This window comes from Streptomyces sp. NPDC041129, assembly GCF_055592265.1.
The window spans coordinates 88,496-105,382 of record NZ_JBVIYV010000002.1 but is presented as its reverse complement, the minus strand read 5'-3'; the positions used below and the strand labels follow the sequence as shown (position 1 = coordinate 105,382).

Sequence of the window (16,887 nt, the reverse complement as noted above, 5' to 3'; positions counted from 1 at the left end):
CGCGGACCCTCACGCCTTCGGCGCGACCCTGCTCAGGCCGTTGATGATGCGGTCCATCGCGTCACCGCCGGTGGGGTCGGTGAGGTTCGCCAGGAGCTTCAGGGTGAACTTCATCAGGACGGGGTGGGTCAGACCGCGCTGGGCGGCGATCTGCATGACCTTCGGGTTGCCGATGAGCTTCACGAAGGCGCGGCCCAGGCTGTAGTAACCGCCGTAGGTGTCCTTGAGGACGCGCGGGTAACGCTGCAGGGCGATCTCCCGCTGGGCGGGCGTCGCGCGCGCGTGGGCCTGCACGATGACGTCGGCGGCGATCTGGCCGGACTCCATGGCGTAGGCGATGCCCTCGCCGTTGAAGGGGTTCACCAGGCCGCCCGCGTCGCCGACGAGCAGCAGCCCCTTCGTGTAGTGCGGCTGGCGGTTGAAGGCCATGGGCAGGGCGGCGCCGCGGATCGGGCCGGTCATGTTCTCGGGGGTGTAGCCCCAGTCCTCGGGCATGGACGCGCACCAGGCCTTCAGGATCTCGCGCCAGTCCAGCTCCTTGAAGGCGGCCGAGGTGTTCAGCACGCCGAGGCCGACGTTGGAGGTGCCGTCGCCCATGCCGAAGATCCAGCCGTAGCCGGGCAGCAGGCGATCCTGGGAGCCGCGCCGGTCCCACAGCTCCAGCCAGGACTCCAGGTAGTCGTCCTCGTGGCGCGGGGAGGTGAAGTAGGTGCGCACGGCGACGCCCATGGGACGGTCCTCACGGCGGTGCAGGCCCATCGCGAGGGACAGCCGGGTGGAGTTGCCGTCGGCGGCGACGACGAGCGGCGCGCGGAAGGTGACTTCGCGCTTCTCCTCGCCGAGCTTGGCGGTCACACCGGTGATGCGGCCGGTGCGGTCGTCGACGACGGGGCCGGAGACGTTGCAGCGCTCGAAGAGGCGGGCGCCGGCCTTCTGGGCGTTGCGGGCGAGCTGCTCGTCGAAGTCGTCGCGCTTGCGGACGAGTCCGTAGTCGGGGAAGGAGGCGAGATCGGGCCAGTCGAGCTGGAGACGGCTGCCGCCGCCGATGATGCGCAGGCCCTTGTTGCGCAGCCAGCCGGCCTCCTCGGAGATGTCGATGCCCATGGCCACGAGCTGCTTGACCGCGCGCGGGGTGAGGCCGTCGCCGCAGACCTTCTCGCGCGGGAACTCGGTCTTCTCCAGCAGGAGGACGTCGAGGCCGGCCCTGGCGAGGTGGTAGGCGGTGGTGGAGCCGGCCGGCCCCGCGCCGACGACGATCACATCGGCGGTGTTCTCGGAGAGGGGCTCAGTCACGACTGTCACGGCGGGATCTCCCCAAGTTCGGAATCTGCGTGCCGACCGGCACTGGACATGGGCAGTCTATTCAGCAGTACTGATCACCCGGCTGAAGGGCTGCCCCGTGAACCGAGCTCTCCCCGCTGTACGGCTGCGTGTGCCCACCGACGAGGACGCGTTCTCCTGGCACGGGGTCTTCGACGACCCGGAGGTCATGGAGTTCCACGGGGGCCGGTCCGCCGAGGTGTCGGTGTACGAGGAGCTGACCGCGCGCCAGCGCCGGCACGACGCGGAGCGGGGGTTCTGCCTGTGGTCGGTGCTGGACGACGAGGGCGGCATCGTGGGCTTCACCGGGGCCCAGCCGTGGCCGCACGCCTGGGGGCCCGCGGGCGAGATCGAGATCGGCTGGCGGCTGGGCCGGGCGCACTGGGGGCGGGGGTATGCCACGGCCGCCGCCGAGGAGACGCTGGACCGGCTGCGGGCGGCCGGGGTGGGCCAGGTGGTGGCGATGGTCGACGCGCGCAACGAACGCTCCATCGCGGTCACCCGGCGCCTCGGCATGCGGCTCGCGGAGACGTTCACGACGCCGGCCTCGGCACGGCAGGGCCACTGCTACCGACTTGATCTGTGACGGAGAGTAACTAACTGTAACAGAAAGCCACATGCCGGTTCAGGGCGGCCCGGGCCCGCGTTACCCTTCCAGTACCGCTGGGGGTGACATCTGTGCTTATAACACCCAAAACACCCGAAGCGCGCGTTCCCCGTCTGGTCGGTCTCATGGCCATGGACGCGCGCGAAACGGCCCGGGCCCGAGGGCTGTTCCTCAACGCTCCGGACCGCCCGGACTTCGCGCACACGGTGGTCGACTACGTCGTCCGCCAGTACCCGCAGCCCGGTGCCGAGGTGCCGCCGGACTCCGTGGTGCACGTGTGGTTCGACTTCGGTGACGGCGAGGGCGGCGGGGGCGTGCGCGAGCCACGCATCCCGCGGCCGCCCACCGGCGGAGTGCGGCGCGAACTGGGCGAGGCCGGCGACGTCTTCGAGATGATCAACCGGTGAGCGGCGGTCACCCTCCGGCGGGACTCAGCTCTCCTTGAAGCCCCGGTGCAGCGCGACCACACCGCCGGTGAGGTTGCGCCAGGCCACCTTCGACCAGCCCGCCTTGCGCAGCCGCTCGGCGAGGCCGGGCTGGTCGGGCCAGGCGCGGATGGACTCGGCGAGGTAGACGTAGGCGTCCGGGTTGGAGGAGACCGAACGGGCGACCGGCGGCAGCGCGCGCATCAGGTACTCGGTGTAGACGGTCCGGAAGGGCGCCCAGGTCGGGTGCGAGAACTCGCAGATCACCACGCGTCCGCCGGGCCGGGTCACCCGGTACATCTCCCGCAGCGCCGCGTCCGTGTCCTGCACGTTGCGCAGCCCGAAGGAGATCGTCACGGCGTCGAAGGTGTCGTCCTTGAACGGCAGTCTGGTCGCGTCGCCCGCCGTGAACGGCAGCCAGGTGTGCTTCCTCTTGCCGACCTGGAGCATCCCGAGGGAGAAGTCGCACGGGACGACGTACGCGCCGGTGCGCGCGAAGGGCAGCGAGGACGTCGCCGTGCCGGCCGCGAGGTCGAGGACCTTCTGCGCGGGGCGCGCGTCGACCGCCTTCGCCACCTCCTTGCGCCAGCGCCGGTCCTGGCCGAGCGACAGCACGTCGTTCGTCAGGTCGTACCGTTCCGCCACGTCGTCGAACATCGAGGCGACTTCGTGCGGCTGCTTGTTCAGAGAGGCGCGGGTCACCCGCCCATTGTTGCAGCACGCCCTCCCGGGATCAGTCGCGGCTTCTTCTTCGCGGCCACGTCCTCCACCCAGCCGCACGCCGGCACGAACAGGGCGATCAGGGCGATCAGGGCCCAGCCGATCCCGAACGCGAACCACTGGCTGTCGAGCGGCAGGTACCGCTCGAAGGCGGGCGGACCCAGAAGCGGTCGATCAGCGGGACCGCCAGGATGAGCGCGATCTCGTGCCAGAGGCAGATCGTCACCGCGCGCGCGTTGAAGACCGTGACCGGCGGGTTCGGATTGCATTCCCAGGATACGAGGGAGGCTTTATATGGCCCTTTCTCGGGAATTCTTATGAGCCACCCATGAGACCGCCCCCATCCTGTCGGTTCCCTGAAGCCCCGAGAGACCCGATTCCGACCTATCGGACAAATGATACTCACTAAGCGGGCAATCGACGCATAAGGTCCCGCTGTGCCGAGTCGGAGCGTGTGAGAGATTTCTCTGGGAAAGAGGAATTCGTTTCCGTCCTGAGACAGGGATCACGAGAGCGGGTGCGTATGCGATGAGGCGTTTCCGGAAGCGCATGACTGGATTCACCTGCCTGTTCGCACTCGCCGTCACGAGCTGCTCCGGGCACTCCGGGAGCACGTCGCGCTCTGCGGCCCACGCCCCCGAGTACGCCCCCTACGTCAGCGCCACGGCGAGCTCCGCCACCGAATCCGCCGGTTCCCCGGCGACGTACAACCTCGCCTTCGTGATCTCCGGTGACGACGCCTGCGTCCCGGAGTGGAACGGCACCGAGGCGGTCGGTGCCGCCTCGGTGAAGTCCCGGATCGCGGCGCTGAAGCGGGACGGCGCCACGGTCCGGGTGTCCTTCGGCGGGTCCTCCGGCAAGGAGTTGGCCGCCACCTGCGACAGCGCCGTCGCCCTGGCCGCCGCCTACGCGAAGGCGCTGGACGCGGCCGGCGCCACCCGGGCCGACTTCGACATCGAGGGCGACGAGCAGGCCGACTCCGCCTCGGTGGACCTGCGTTCACGGGCGATAGCCCGGGTGCAGCGGGAACGGCCGGACCTGGAGGTCTCGTTCACCCTGGCGGTGATGCCCTCGGGACTGGACGCGGACGGCCTCGCGCTCCTGGAGTCCGCGAACAGCCACGACGTCCGGGTCTCCACCGTCAACCTCATGACGATGAACTACGGCGAGTCGTACGCCGGCGACATGGGCGACTACGCCCTCATCTCCGCCAGGGCCGCACACGCCCAGCTGAAGGAGGTGTTCGGGCTGTCCGGCGCGGGCGCCTGGCGGGGCATGGCGCTCACCTCGATGATCGGGGTCAACGACGTGGCCGGGGAGACCTTCACGCTCTCCGACGCGGCCCAGGTGCGGGCGTTCGCGGAGAAGAAGGACATCGCCTGGGTGTCGATGTGGTCCGCCTTCCGCGACCGGCGGTGCGCGGACGACTCCTCCACGGGCGACGCGGCTACCGACTGCAGCGGGGTGAAGCAGGAACCGGGGGCGTTCGGGAAGCGGTTCTCCGGTTGAGAGCGGTCAGCGGCCGCGGTACACCAGCCGACCGCCGATCACGGTCGCCACACAGGTCCCGGCGCCGCGCCGGACCAGTTCGGCGCGGTCCGCGACGTCGAACACGGCGAACCGGGCGGGACCGCCCGGCACCAGCCCCGGCAGCAGGATCAGCGGGGTCGGGGACAGCGCCGCCGGGCCCGGGAGTCGGTCCGGCCGCTGTCCCACCGCGAGCCCGGCCCTGCGCACCGCGTCGGCCGCGGCCCGCGACCGCAGCTCCCCGGCCACCGCCACCGTGCCGTGCGCCAGCATCCGTTGCACCCCGCGCCGCGCGCTCGCCCCGAGGCGTGCGGGGTCGGCGCGGAAGATCTCCCGCGCCCGCGCTCCGCCGATGGGCTCGGTGCCGAGCACATCGGCCTCGCGCGGGTCGGGGTGGTACGTGGCCTCCAGCAGCTCAGGGCCGTACGGGTTCAGCAGCCCCGGGGTGAGGATGCCGGGCCAGCGCCGGACCTTCGCCCGGGGCTCGGCGGCGGCCAGTTCCTCGTACGGGCCGACGGCGGCGACGGACGCCCCGTCGACCAGAACCGCGGCCTGCGGGGACCGCTCGGCGAGGTGAAGTGTCAGCACGGCAGAGTCAGTTGGACGCCAGCAGCTTCAGTTCCGGGTGCGCCGTGCCGCCGTCGATCGCCGTGGAGGAGATGTGGGAGACCACGCGGTCGTCGACCGGGTCGTTCGCCGGGTCGTCGTGCACGACGAGGTGCTCGTACGTCGTGGCGCGCTGGGCCGGGACGCGGCCCGCCTTGCGGATGAGGTCGATGATCTCGAGCCGGTTGGAGCGGTGCTTGGCGCCGGCGGAGGAGACCACGTTCTCCTCCAGCATGATCGAGCCGAGGTCGTCCGCGCCGTAGTGCAGGGAGAGCTGGCCGACCTCCTTGCCGGTGGTCAGCCACGAGCCCTGGATGTGCTGGACGTTGTCCAGGAAGAGGCGGGCGATGGCGATCATCCGCAGGTACTCGAAGAGAGTGGCCTGGGTGCGGCCCTTCAGGTGGTTGTTCTCGGGCTGGTAGGTGTACGGGATGAAGGCCCGGAAGCCGCCCGTGCGGTCCTGCACGTCACGGATCATGCGCAGGTGCTCGATGCGCTCGGCGTTGGTCTCGCCCGTGCCCATGAGCATGGTGGACGTCGACTCCACGCCCAGCCCGTGCGCGATCTCCATGATCTCCAGCCAGCGCTCGCCGCTCTCCTTCAGCGGGGCGATGGCCTTGCGGGGCCGCTCGGGCAGGAGTTCGGCGCCGGCGCCCGCGAAGGAGTCCAGCCCCGCCTCGTGGATCCGGGTGATGGCCTCCTCCACCGGGACACCGCTGATCCGGGCCATGTGCTCGACCTCGGAGGCGCCCAGCGAGTGGATCACGAGCTGGGGGAAGGCGTCCTTGATGGCCTTGAAGTGCTTCTCGTAGTACTCGACGCCGTAGTCCGGGTGGTGGCCGCCCTGGAACATGATCTGGGTGCCGCCCAGTTCCACGGTCTCCGCGCAGCGGCGCAAGATGTCGTCGAGGTCGCGGGTCCAGCCCTTGTCGGTGTCCTTGGGGGCCGCGTAGAAGGCGCAGAACCTGCACGCCGTGACGCACACGTTCGTGTAGTTGATGTTGCGCTCGATGATGTACGTGGCGATGTGCTCGATGCCCGCGTACTTGCGGCGGCGCACCGCGTCGGCGGCGGCGCCCAGCGCGTGAAGCGGGGCGTCGCGGTAGAGGACGAGCGCCTCTTCGGGGGTGATCCGCCCACCGGCGGCGGCACGGTCGAGGACGGGCTGAAGGTCGGCCTTCTCGGACACCGGGCGTCCCTTTCGTCAAGGGTTGTGGACAGACCGGACCAGCCTACGCCAGCCGCTTCCGCCGTCCGCTGTCAGGCCGCGTAGGCGCCGATCAGCAGTCCGGCGAAGGCGCCGGCGATGAGGAACGGCCCGAAGGGAATGGCCGTCCTGCGTCCCCCTCGCCGGGCGACGACGAGCGCGCCGCCGTAGAGCGCGCCGAGCAGGAAACCGGCGAAGGTGCCGAGCAGCACGGTCGGCCAGCCGTACCAGCCGAGCACGGCGCCCATGCCGAGCGCGAGCTTCACGTCGCCGAAGCCCATGCCGGACGGGTTGAGCAGGAACAGCACGAGGTAGCCGCCGCCGAGCGCGAGGGTGCCGTACAGCGCGGTGAGCCAGTCACCGGCGTGTTCCGGCAGCAGGGTGACGAGGGCGAGCAGGCCGAGCCCGGCGGCCGCGAGCGGCAGGGTCAGCGGGTCGGGCAGCCGTCGCACCCGTACGTCCACGGCGGCCAGCAGCACCCACACCGGCGCGAGCAGCAGCCAGACGCCCAGCTCGGGCCGGGTACCGGTGGCGACGGCGAGGGCGGCGCAGCCGAGGGCGGTGGCGAGGGCGAGGAGCGCGGTGGACGGCGAGTACGGCCCCTGCGCCGCTCCCTGTGCGCACTGCCCGCACCGCGCCCGCCCGAGCCAGCCGCGGATCGGGTGCCCCTGCCCGCACCGCTCCCGCCACGGCTCGCCGGCCGGGACCGCGAAGCGGTAGGCGGCCCTGGGCAGCAGCGCACCGGCCGCCGCGCCCCACAGCGCGGCGGCGAGGACCAGCGCCTGCGTGCTCACCCCTGCGGTACCCATCCGCTCTCCCCTTCCGGCGTGTGGTCCCGTTCGCTCAGTCGGCCTTCGACATCCGGGCCACCGGATCACCCTCGGCCGCGCTCTGCGAGGTGTAACGAAGGTCGTCGCCGACCGGCGTCAACTCCACCGGGTGCGGGGCCGGGTCGCAGCCGGCGTGGTTCGACTTCGCGCCGACCGACGTCGCCACGATCCGGGACGGCGTCACCTGTTTCAGGGTGAGGATGTCGACGCAGACTCCGCCGAGCTGGTCGGTCTGGCGCAGCCGGCCCAGCTCCTTGCCCACGGCCGCCTGGTGCACGGTGAGCCGGAAGGTGCCCATGGGCAGGCTGCCGCCGAGTCCGCTGGCCTGGCCCTCCCAGGTGCCGAGGTAGCGGGCCGGGATCGAGCCCGGTGTGCCGTCGCTCGCGTCGGGTGCCCCGGTGGCCGAGGCGGCGGCCGAGTGGGAGGCCCGCGGTGCACCGCCCGCCGTGTCCTGCTCGCCCCCGGCCCACGGCCGGAGCAGCGCCCCGAGCCCCACCGCGGCCGCGGCCGTCACGCCCGCCACGGCCAGCGCGACGGTGCAGCTCACCCGGCGCCCGCGCCCCTTCTCGCCCGGCGCCGCTGTCGCCGCCACACTCACGGTGACCCGGCCGGGAGCCGGCCGCTCGTCCCGTGGCCCGGACCCGGCGGACGGCTCCCCGCCGCCGGTGCCCGGCCGCGCGACGGGAGTCCCCGGGGAGCCGGACGGCGGAGCCGGCGCACCGGGCGGCGGGGGCGGAGTCATCGACGGGGCCGGCCCGAACGCGCCCGCGACCGGGACCGGACGGTCCCCGGACGGCGCCGGTCCGGGCTGCTCCGTCCCACCCGTCCCGCGCGTGAGGTGCGCGGCGTCCCAAGTCCCTTCAACCGAGGGACTGCTGAAGCCCACCGGCCCGGACGGAGCGGTCTCGGCCGTCTCCAGGTTGAGCAGGCTCACGGCGCTCCGGCTGACCTGTTCCACCAGCGCGCCCGGCAGCCAGCCGCCGGCGACCAGGCGGGCGGCGCCCTCCGGGGCGAGCCGGCGGGCCAGTTCGGCGGGTGCCGGGCGGGCCGCCGGGGCCTTCGCCAGGCAGGCGGCCGCCGCCTCGCGCAACTCGCCGGTCAGGCCGCCGAGTTCCGGTTCCTCGTGGACGACCTTGTACAGCAGGGCGGCCGAGGAGTCGCCCGGGAACGGGGGCTCACCGGTCGCCGCGTAGGCCAGTACCGCGCCGAGGGAGAAGACGTCGGCCGCTCCGGTGACGCCCTTGCCAAGGATCTGCTCGGGGGACATGTAGCCGGGCGAGCCGACGGAGACGCCGGTCGAGGTGAGGGACGCCGTACCGTCCGTGGCCCGGGCGATGCCGAAGTCGATGAGCAGCGGGCCGTCCAGGGTCAGCAGCACGTTGGACGGCTTCACGTCCCGGTGCACCAGGCCCAGTTCGTGTACGGCGGTGAGCGCCTCGGCGAGGCCCGCGCCCAGGGCCCGTACGGTTCGCGCGGGCAGCGGGCCGCCGTCCGTGACGGCCGCGGCGAGCGAGGGACCCGCCGCGTAGGCGGTGGCGACCCAGGGGACGGCGGCCTCCGGGTCCGCGTCCAGGACGGGCGCGGTCCAGGCGCCGCCGACCCGGCGGGCGGCCTCGACCTCCCGCCGGAAGCGGGCCCGGAACTCCTCGTCCAGCGCGAAGTGCGGATGCACGATCTTCACGGCGACCGTACGGCCTCCCGCGCTGCGCCCCAGATAGACCCGGCCCATGCCGCCGGAGCCGAGCCGGCCGAGCAGCCGGTAGGGCCCGACGGCGGCCGGTTCGTCGGCTCCGAGCGGCTGCATGGCGTGCATCTCTCCCCCGTAACGCCTCTCCCCCGCAACGCCTCGACTCCCGCAGCGTAGTGCCGTGGGGATTACGGCTGAAGCAGATCCACCTTCACGTCCGCCGGGAAGCCGGTCGTCGGGCCGACCCGGCGGGCGAACTCGGTGACCGCCTTCAGCTGCGGTCCGCCGAAGCTGAAGTCGAGGGTGGTGAAGTACTGCTCCAGGGTGGCCTCGTCGAAGGACTCCCAGCGGGCGGCCTGCTCGGCGACCTTGCCGACCTCCTCCAGGGAGAGGTTGCGGGAGGCGAGGAAGGCCTCGTGGACCTTGCGGGTGATGAGCGGCTCGCGCTCGGCGTAGTCGCGGCGGGCCGCCCAGACCGCGAAGACGAACGGCAGCCCGGTCCACTCCTTCCACAGCGCGCCCAGGTCGTGCACCTCCAGGCCGAAGCGGGGGCCGTCGATCAGGTTGGCGCGCAGGGCGGCGTCACCGATCAGGACGGCGGCGTCCGCCTCCTGCATCATCAGGCTGAGGTCGGGCGGGCAGGTGTAGTAGTCCGGCTGGACGCCGAAGCGTTCCGCCAGCAGCAGCTGGGCCAGCCTGACCGACGTGCGCGAGGTCGAACCGAGGGCGACCCGGGCGCCGTCCAGCCGGTCGAGCGGGACCTGCGAGACGATCACGCAGGACATCACCGGGCCGTCGCAGCCCACGGCGATGTCCGGGAAGGCCACCAGGTCGCCCGCGTTGCGCAGGAACTCCACGAGGGTGACGGGCCCGATGTCGAGGTCGCCGCGCACGATCTGCTCGCTGAGCTTTTCCGGGGTGTCCTTGGTCAGCTCGAAATCGAGGAGCGTGCCGGTTCTCGCGAGCCCCCAGTAGAGGGGCAGGCAGTTCAGGAACTGGATGTGGCCGACGCGCGGCCGGGTGCGAGAATTGTCCACATCGCGAGACTAGACCCCTTGCGGTACGGTGCTGAGACCGGCCCCACCGTCAACCCACCCGAGTGGGCGTTCAAACATTCGGGTGAAGTGATCTTGACCTCTATTGCTTTCGGCAGCCCGCATGCTAGGCTCGCCGCAAGTTGCAGTTTGGTTTCCCTTGCAGTACAGAGCCTGCGGAGCATGTGACCGCGGGCTCTCGTCGTTTTCAGACGAATGCAGTTGTGCAGCACCGTTTCGCACGTGCAGGTTCTGGAGCAGGGCAACCCTTTTGGGCCCAAGGAGGGCTTATGGCTACCGGAACCGTTAAGTGGTTCAACGCCGAAAAGGGCTTTGGCTTCATCGCCCAGGAGGGCGGCGGCCCCGACGTCTTCGTTCACTACTCCGCGATCAACGCCCAGGGCTTCCGTTCGCTCGAGGAGAACCAGCAGGTCTCCTTCGACGTGACGCAGGGCCCGAAGGGTCCGCAGGCGGAGAACGTCACCCCCGTCTGATCACTGCCTGATCGCAGAACCTGAGTGCAGTACCCAAGGAGCCCCACGCCTCACGGCGACGGGGCTCCTGCCTTTTCCGGGCCGGCCCTTTCGTGAATTCCCGGCGAATTCCAGGTGCGTCCGTCCCTCGTGCGTGAAGCACCCCGGGATACGCGGCGAGGGAACGGGTCGTGCGACCGGTATCGCGGGCCTGTCAGTGGTCGCGGCTACGGTCCCGGGCCATGACGGACGCCCAGGACTTCCTCACCGCCACCCGCACCTTCTACGACACCGTCGCCGCCGACTACGCCGACCGCTTCAAGGACGCGCTCGCCGACCGGCCGCTGGACCGGGCCCTGCTCGCCGCCTACGCCGAGACGATCCCCGCCGGCGGGACGGTGGCCGACCTCGGCTGCGGCCCGGGCCTGGTCACCGGATACCTGGCCGCGCTCGGCGTCGACGTCTTCGGGCTCGACCTGTCCGAGTCCATGCTCGCGATCGCCCGCCGCGAGAACCCGGGACTGCGCTTCGAGCTCGGCTCCATGCTGGACCTGTCCCTCCCCGACGGTTCCCTGGCCGGGATCGTGGCCTACTACTCGACCATCCACACCCCGGCCGGCGAGCTGCCCGCCCTGCTGTCCGGGTTCCACCGGGTGCTGGCCCCCGGCGGGCAGGTGCTGCTCGCCTTCCAGGCCGGGGAGCAGCCGCTCCGGCTGGACCGCCCCTGGGGTCATCCGGTGACGCTCGACTTCCACCGGCGCCGCCCCGAGCACATGGCGCGGCTGCTCGAGGAAGCGGGGTTCGCCCTCACCTGGCGCACGGTGCGCGAACCCGAGGAGCGCCTCGGTGAATCGGTATCGCAGGCCTTCCTCCTCGCCCGGAAGTCCTCCCAGGTCACAACGCATGTTCGAGGGTGACTCGGGGGCCCCGTGAGCGGTTGAAACCGGGAGTACCGGGAGCGCGACCTGTGCCGGTAACCGGCGGGGACGGCATGGGGATCGGCTCCCCCCAGCATCGGTTGCGGCGCCGGGGAGAGACCGGCGACCGGATCCCGATCCGTATACCCAGGGGGAGTCACGACATGCGCACCATCGCACTGCGTACGAAGACGGTTCTGGCCACGCTCACCGGCGCCGGTGTCCTCGCACTCGGTACCGCCGCGGCCGTTCCGGCGACCGGTGTGCAGGACGCCCTGGTGCACGTCGCCGCCGGCTTCACGGGCCACCAGGCGGACGCCCCGGCGCTGGCCAACGGACACGGCCCCGGCTTCACCCAGGGCTGACCCCACCGCGCCCCCGCGGCGCACCCCCAGCGACCAACGGCACCGGCCGGGCCCCACCCCACCGGTGCCGTTTCGCGTGACCGCCGCCTGCCAGGCCGCCGTGAGCCGTCATCGGCCAGCCGTCATCGGTCGGCCGTCGTCGGCCAGCCGTCATCGGTCGGCCGTCTGCCGTGGGCAGTGAGACCACGGCTAGAGCCGGCGTCCCTCCCGGGTCACGCCCATCGCGTCGAACAGATCCTCCGCCGCCTGCCGGTGGGTGCGGGCCGTCGGGTCGTCGCCCAGTTCGTGGGCGGCTTCCGCGAGGCCGAGCAGGGCACGGGCCATCTCGATGCGGTAGCCGAGGCGGGACGCCAGCTCGTAGGCGTGGCGGTGCAGCTCCATCGCCCGCTCGGGCGCGCCGCGCCGCAGATGGACCAGTGCGACGACGTTGACCACGGACGCCTGGCGCAGCGCCGTGCCCTCAGCGGAGACCAGTTCCAGGGCCCGCTCGGCGTGCTCGGCGGCCGAGCGCACCTCGCCGAGCCGCTGGCAGACCTGCGCCCAGTGGGCGAGGACGACGGCCACGTTCGCGGGCTTGCGGGACTCGTCGCACAGTTCGAGGGCCTGGGCGAGACAGGCGCGGGCCCGCTCGTCCTCGTCGGTGCCGAGGTGGGCCAGGGCCAGCCAGGTGAGCGAGGCGATCTCGTTGCTGCGGTCGCCGAGGCTGCGGTTCAGCTCGGTGGCCCGGGCCGCGTACCGGGCGCCCTCGGCGTAGTGGCCCGACCAGGTCTCCACCGTGCTGAGATTGTCCAGGGCCTGCGCCTCCATCCGGGCCGAGCCCAGCTCCTGGTGCAGGGCGATGCCCTGGACGAGGTAGGCGCGGGCCTCGTCGAAGTTGCCGAGCGCCCCGTGCAGCAGGCCGAGGACGTCGATGCACATCGCCTCGCCCCGGCGGTCGTCGGCGGAGGCCAGCTCCAGGGCCTCCTGGGCGGTGGTGATGCCGTCCTGGAAGTCGCCGAGCCACCAGTGGCCCACGGCCAGGTTGCCCAGGCTGATGCTGAGCAGCGCCGGGTCGTCGAGCTGCCGGCAGGCGCCGACGCCGATGCGGCCGACCACCCGGAACTCCTCGTAGTCACCGCGCAGATCGAGGTAGAAGAGCAGGTTGCGGGCGAGCAGCGCCGCGTAGCGGTGCAGACCCCGGGTGCCCGCCTGGGTGGCGACCGCGAGCAGTGCGTCGTACTCGCGGTCGAACCAGCGCAGCGCCCCCTCGTCGCCGTCCAGCCGGGGCAGTTCGGGGCCGCCGGAGGCGGGCGGGTCGCCGTAGCGGCTGCGGCCGGGGAAGAGCGTCTCGCAGGCCACGTCGGTGGCGAGCGTGTAGTACGACACCAGCCGCTCGACCGCGGCCTCCTCGTCGTCCTCGGCCTCCCGCACGCTCATCGCGTAGGTGCGCACCAGGTCGTGGAAGCCGTAGAGACCCGCCTCGTGCTGCTCCAGCAGATGCGCGTCGAGGAGCAGTTCGAGGGCGTCCTCGGCGTCATGGACACCGGTGCCCAGCAGCGCGGCGGCGGAGTGGACGTCGATGGTGCTGCCCGGATGCAGCCCGAGCAGCCGGAACGCCACGCGCTGGTCCTCCTCCATCGCCTGGTAGGACAGCCGGAGCGTGGCCTCGACGCTGCGTTCCCCGGCACTCAGCTCGCGCAGCCGCCGGGTCTCGTCGGCTAGCCGGTCGACCAGGTACCGGACGGTCCAGCGGGGCCGGTTGCGCAGCCGGGCGGTGGTGATGCGCAGGGCGAGGGGCAGGCCGCCGCACAGGTCGGCCAGCAGGGCGACGGCGTCGGGTTCGGCGGCGGTGCGGTCGGCGCCGAGCATCCGGTTGAGCAGCGTGGTGCTGTCGTCGGCGGAGAGCTGTCCGAGGGAGAGCCACTCGGCGGCGTCGAGGTCGAGCATGCGCACCCGGCCGGTGAGGATCGCCAGGGAGTCCTCGGCGGCGGGCAGCAATGGCCGGATCTGTGCGGCGTCGGCGGCGTTGTCCAGCAGGAGCAGCAGCTTCCGCTGTGCGGAAACGCTTCGCCACAGGGCGGTGCGTCTCTCCAGGTCGTCAGGAATGCGGTCGTCCGGTACGCCGAGGGTGCGCAGCAGCGAGTGCAGCACGGCACCCGGCTCCTGGGCCTTCTCGCCGGGGCTGAATCCGCGCAGGTCGACGAAGAGCTGGCCGTCCGGGTAGTCGGCGGCGAGCTGGTGGGCGGCGTGCACCGCGAGCGCGGTCTTGCCGCTGCCGCCCATGCCGTCCACGCCGACGATCCGGGTGCGCTCGGCGGCCGACGCCCGGCCCACCTTAAGCAGCCGGGTCAGTTCCTCGTCCCGGCCGGTGAAGTCCGGCAGGTCGTACGGCAGGGTGCAGGGTGCCGGCTCGGACCCCGACGGCTGGGCCGGCGGGGCCGGCACGAGCAGCGCGGCGCGGTCGGCCACCGACTGGGGTACCCGGGGGGCCACTTCGGGGCTGTCGCGCAGGATGGCCTCGTACAGCCGGGTCAGTTCGGCACCCGGGTCGATGCCCAGTTCCTCGACGAGGAGTTCGCGCATCCGGCCGAACTCCTCCAGCGCCTCCGCCTGCCGGCCGGCCCGGTACAGGGCGAGCATCAGGCGTCCGCGCAGGGTCTCCCGGAGCGGGTGCGCGGTGACCAGCTCGCGCAGCGGTCCGACCAGGTCGCCGGACTCGCCGAGTTCCAGCTGCAGCTCGAAGTACTGCTCGGCGACCGCCATGTGCCGTTCCTCGAGGGCGGCGGAGGCCGCGGAGATCACCGGGCCGCCCGCGCCCGCCATGACCGGGCCGCGCCACAGGTCCAGGCAGGCCCGCAGATGGCCGACCGCCTCGGCCGGCCGTCCGGCGGCCACCGCCTGCCGCGCCTCACGCGCGCGCCGGCCGAACTCGTGCAGATCGAGCTGCTCCTCCTCGAGCACGGCCCGGTATCCGGCGCCGTCGGTGACGATCAGGGAGGAGCCGCCGGGGATGCGGGTGCGCAGCGCGGCGACCGCCTTGCGGATCTGGTGGCCGGCGGTCTGCGGCGGCTCGTCGTCCCAGGCCGCCGTCACCAGCCGGGGCATCGGCACCATGCGCCCCGGCTCCAGTAACAGCGTGACCAGCACCCGTTCCTGGGTGGGGCTGCCGAGTCTCAGCCGCCGGTCGCCGTGCCACCCTTCCAGCGAACCGAGGATGTTAAAGCGCACGACAGGCAGACCGGATGCCGCCGACTCCACGTAACCCGTCCCCCCGCCCCGTCGTACCGCTCAGCCCCCGCATGTTCGGGACAATCCTAGGTTGTACCCCGAACCTGTCACGTCGGAAGACGACTTCACGTTACAAGGGTTATCCCTTGGTCTGCGCCAAAAGTCAGACCATCTTCAGGCGAGTTGTGGGAGAACGGACCGCGTATCGCCGGCCAACGCCGGATCGTGGCACAGGATGGCGCTCTCCACCTGGCGCAACGCGGGTGACGGCTGGATGCCGAGTTCGACGTCGAGGTGGCGGCGCATGCGGCGGAAGACGTCGAGGGCGTCGGCCTGCCGGCCCGAGCAGTACAGCGCGATCATGAGCTGCTCGCAGAACCGCTCCCGCAGCGGGTGGTTGGTGTGCGCCTCGGTCAGCTCGGCGAGGACCGCCGCGTGCCGGCCGAGCCGCAGCTCGGCGTCGAAGCGCAGTTCCATGGCACGCATCCGGTACTCGTCGTAGCGGGCGCCCGCGAGCTGGCACAGGGTTCCGCAGGCGAACCCGCCGAAGACCGGGCCGCGCCACAGCGCGAGCGCGTCGCCGAGCAGCCGGGCGGTGTACGCCGGGTCGCCCCCGCGGGACGACTCGGCGTGCCGTACCGCCCTGACGAACTCGGCGGCGTCCAGCTCGCCGTCCCCCACGACGAGCCGGTAGCCCGAGGGGTGGATGGTCACCCTGGACCCCGCCCGGCCCGGCTCGAGCCCGCGCAGCTTGCGGCGCAGCCGGCTGACGTGCGCCTGCAGGGCGTTGGCCTGGTTGTCCGGTACCGCGTCCCCCCACATCTCCTCGACCAGGCTCTCCCCGGAAACCGGCTGGCCCTCGCTGATCAGCAGGGTCTGCACCAGGGTGCGCTGCAGGTCGCCGGAGATCTCCGCGGGGCCGGACACGGTACGGATCTGCAGGGCCCCGAGGATCGAGAACTTCAGCATCCTGACTCCGCCTCCCGTTGATGTCGCTGGCGTCGTCGTCCTTCTTCCGGCGACGTATCAACAGTGCGGGGCGCGGCTACCGGATCGTTACCGGTCCGTTCCCGGCCGGATGTCGTCACCGACGACCAGCGCCCGTAGGGAGGCCACCCGCCGGGCCGCGACGTCGGGCGAGTCGGCGCCGACGACGAGATGGCCGGGGTGCGGCGCCTCGGGCGGTGAGACGTACCGGACGTGCGGCAGATGGCCCACCTCGGCTTCCGCCAGCCGCCACGGCGGGCTGAGCAGGGCGGCGGCGGCGAAGCGGTTGGGCCGCACCGCGTCGACCAGCCGCCCGGCCAGCACCTCCACCGCCCCGGCCGCGAGGTCCAGCCCGCCGGCCGCCTTGACCAGTTCCGGCACCGGGTCGTCGCCGAGGCCCGCCCGGCAACCGGTGATCACCGGGCCGCGGGCGGTGAGGGCGACGCTGGAGTGGGCCGGACCGTACTGGTAACCGGTCAGGTCCAGCAGCGCGGTCACCACCGCGCGCACCTCGGCGGCGGTGTCGGCCGTGAGCGGCGCGGGGTGGAGCAGGCCGTAGGGCGTACGGGCGACGATCGCGACGGCCTGGTGCATGCCGTGCACGCTCAGCGTCTCCACGGTCAGCCGCAGGTCGCCGGGGGCCACCTCGGTGCCGCCGGGCGAGAGCCGGTTGTCGCGCACCAGGCGCTGCACGGCGGCCGGGTCGGACAGCGTGACGAGGGCGCGGGCCGGGTTGACGCACAGCCCGGCCTCGGCGGCCTCGGCGAGGGGTGCGCGCAGCGCCGCCTCGTCCGTGGCGTCGGCCCGTATGGAGCGTACTTGGACTCCCGCGCGCGCGGCCTGGCGGACGAGGCGCTGGTCCGGGTTCAGCAGGAAGATCCGGCGGACGTCGTTGTGTTCTTTCATGCCTCTGCTCGGGGGACGGAGTAGGCGGGGGTGGAAAGGCAGGCTACGAGCGGCCGATACCGATCCGGT

16 protein-coding genes and 1 pseudogene are annotated in these 16,887 nt (G+C 72.3%); 6 read left to right on the top strand and 11 right to left on the bottom strand.

Annotation, left to right across the window (positions count from 1 at the left end):
- Positions 1–9: 9 nt before the first annotated feature.
- Positions 10–1,302: a geranylgeranyl reductase family protein gene (locus ACZ6B1_RS08630; protein ID WP_468776253.1), complete on the bottom strand. Its 1,293-nt coding sequence runs from the start codon at positions 1,300–1,302 to the stop codon at positions 10–12.
- A 97-nt stretch (positions 1,303–1,399) separates the two neighbouring features.
- Between ACZ6B1_RS08630 and ACZ6B1_RS08625 the strand changes: the two genes are divergently transcribed.
- Together ACZ6B1_RS08625 and ACZ6B1_RS08620 are read left to right on the top strand one after the other, a co-directional pair.
- Positions 1,400–1,906, top strand: a complete 507-nt coding sequence (locus ACZ6B1_RS08625) for a GNAT family N-acetyltransferase (RefSeq protein WP_468776251.1) — start codon at positions 1,400–1,402, stop codon at positions 1,904–1,906.
- 92 nt (positions 1,907–1,998) lie between these two features.
- Positions 1,999–2,334: a PASTA domain-containing protein gene (locus ACZ6B1_RS08620; protein WP_468776249.1), complete on the top strand. Its 336-nt coding sequence runs from the start codon at positions 1,999–2,001 to the stop codon at positions 2,332–2,334.
- Positions 2,335–2,358: 24 nt separating this feature from the next.
- Here the strand turns inward: ACZ6B1_RS08620 and ACZ6B1_RS08615 are convergent, their stop codons facing one another.
- Both ACZ6B1_RS08615 and ACZ6B1_RS08610 read right to left on the bottom strand, forming a co-directional pair.
- Positions 2,359–3,054 (bottom strand): demethylmenaquinone methyltransferase, encoded by a 696-nt coding sequence (locus tag ACZ6B1_RS08615; RefSeq protein ID WP_199211538.1) that lies wholly within the window; start codon positions 3,052–3,054, stop codon positions 2,359–2,361.
- Positions 3,051–3,322: pseudogene (locus ACZ6B1_RS08610) on the bottom strand (acyltransferase family protein); the annotation flags it as partial. The pseudogene ACZ6B1_RS08610 and the gene ACZ6B1_RS08615, both read right to left, overlap by 4 nt.
- A 278-nt stretch (positions 3,323–3,600) precedes the next feature.
- On the opposite strand from ACZ6B1_RS08610, the gene ACZ6B1_RS08605 reads away from it, so the two are divergent.
- Complete coding sequence (locus ACZ6B1_RS08605; protein WP_468776247.1) at positions 3,601–4,581, top strand: chitinase; 981 nt, start codon at positions 3,601–3,603, stop codon at positions 4,579–4,581.
- A 6-nt stretch (positions 4,582–4,587) separates the two neighbouring features.
- Here the strand turns inward: ACZ6B1_RS08605 and ACZ6B1_RS08600 are convergent, their stop codons facing one another.
- The 5 genes from ACZ6B1_RS08600 to ACZ6B1_RS08580 form a co-directional block, all read right to left on the bottom strand.
- Complete coding sequence (locus ACZ6B1_RS08600) at positions 4,588–5,187, bottom strand: hypothetical protein (protein ID WP_468776246.1); 600 nt, start codon at positions 5,185–5,187, stop codon at positions 4,588–4,590.
- A gap of 7 nt (positions 5,188–5,194) precedes the next feature.
- Positions 5,195–6,394, bottom strand: a complete 1,200-nt coding sequence (gene mqnC / locus ACZ6B1_RS08595; RefSeq protein ID WP_468776244.1) for a cyclic dehypoxanthinyl futalosine synthase — start codon at positions 6,392–6,394, stop codon at positions 5,195–5,197.
- Between the two features lie 71 nt (positions 6,395–6,465).
- The gene (locus ACZ6B1_RS08590) at positions 6,466–7,221 is read right to left on the bottom strand and encodes a prepilin peptidase (RefSeq protein ID WP_468776243.1); all 756 of its coding nucleotides are present in this window, start codon (positions 7,219–7,221) and stop codon (positions 6,466–6,468) included.
- Between the two features lie 34 nt (positions 7,222–7,255).
- Positions 7,256–9,046, bottom strand: a complete 1,791-nt coding sequence (locus ACZ6B1_RS08585; RefSeq protein WP_468776241.1) for a protein kinase domain-containing protein — start codon at positions 9,044–9,046, stop codon at positions 7,256–7,258.
- Positions 9,047–9,117: 71 nt separating this feature from the next.
- A complete protein-coding gene (locus ACZ6B1_RS08580; RefSeq protein ID WP_468776239.1) occupies positions 9,118–9,966 on the bottom strand; it encodes a menaquinone biosynthetic enzyme MqnA/MqnD family protein in 849 nt (282 codons plus the stop codon).
- A gap of 287 nt (positions 9,967–10,253) precedes the next feature.
- Between ACZ6B1_RS08580 and ACZ6B1_RS08575 the strand changes: the two genes are divergently transcribed.
- The 3 genes from ACZ6B1_RS08575 to ACZ6B1_RS08565 all read left to right on the top strand — a co-directional run bounded on the left by ACZ6B1_RS08575 (position 10,254) and on the right by ACZ6B1_RS08565 (position 11,718).
- Positions 10,254–10,457: a cold-shock protein gene (locus ACZ6B1_RS08575; protein ID WP_003974443.1), complete on the top strand. Its 204-nt coding sequence runs from the start codon at positions 10,254–10,256 to the stop codon at positions 10,455–10,457.
- A gap of 221 nt (positions 10,458–10,678) precedes the next feature.
- Entirely contained in the window at positions 10,679–11,353 is a 675-nt protein-coding gene (locus ACZ6B1_RS08570) for a class I SAM-dependent DNA methyltransferase (RefSeq protein WP_468776238.1), read from the top strand.
- A gap of 164 nt (positions 11,354–11,517) precedes the next feature.
- Positions 11,518–11,718 (top strand): hypothetical protein, encoded by a 201-nt coding sequence (locus ACZ6B1_RS08565; protein ID WP_358928330.1) that lies wholly within the window; start codon positions 11,518–11,520, stop codon positions 11,716–11,718.
- Between the two features lie 189 nt (positions 11,719–11,907).
- Here the strand turns inward: ACZ6B1_RS08565 and ACZ6B1_RS08560 are convergent, their stop codons facing one another.
- From ACZ6B1_RS08560 to ACZ6B1_RS08550, 3 genes are all read right to left on the bottom strand, one after another.
- On the bottom strand, positions 11,908–14,925 hold the full coding sequence (locus ACZ6B1_RS08560; protein WP_468776236.1) for an AfsR/SARP family transcriptional regulator: 3,018 nt from the start codon (positions 14,923–14,925) through the stop codon (positions 11,908–11,910).
- 174 nt (positions 14,926–15,099) lie between these two features.
- Positions 15,100–15,894 carry an AfsR/SARP family transcriptional regulator gene (locus ACZ6B1_RS08555; protein WP_468776235.1) on the bottom strand — a complete coding sequence of 265 codons (795 nt, stop codon included), beginning with the start codon at positions 15,892–15,894 and terminating at the stop codon, positions 15,100–15,102.
- Between the two features lie 87 nt (positions 15,895–15,981).
- The gene (locus tag ACZ6B1_RS08550; protein ID WP_468776233.1) at positions 15,982–16,818 is read right to left on the bottom strand and encodes an ATP-grasp domain-containing protein; all 837 of its coding nucleotides are present in this window, start codon (positions 16,816–16,818) and stop codon (positions 15,982–15,984) included.
- Positions 16,819–16,887 lie beyond the last annotated feature (69 nt).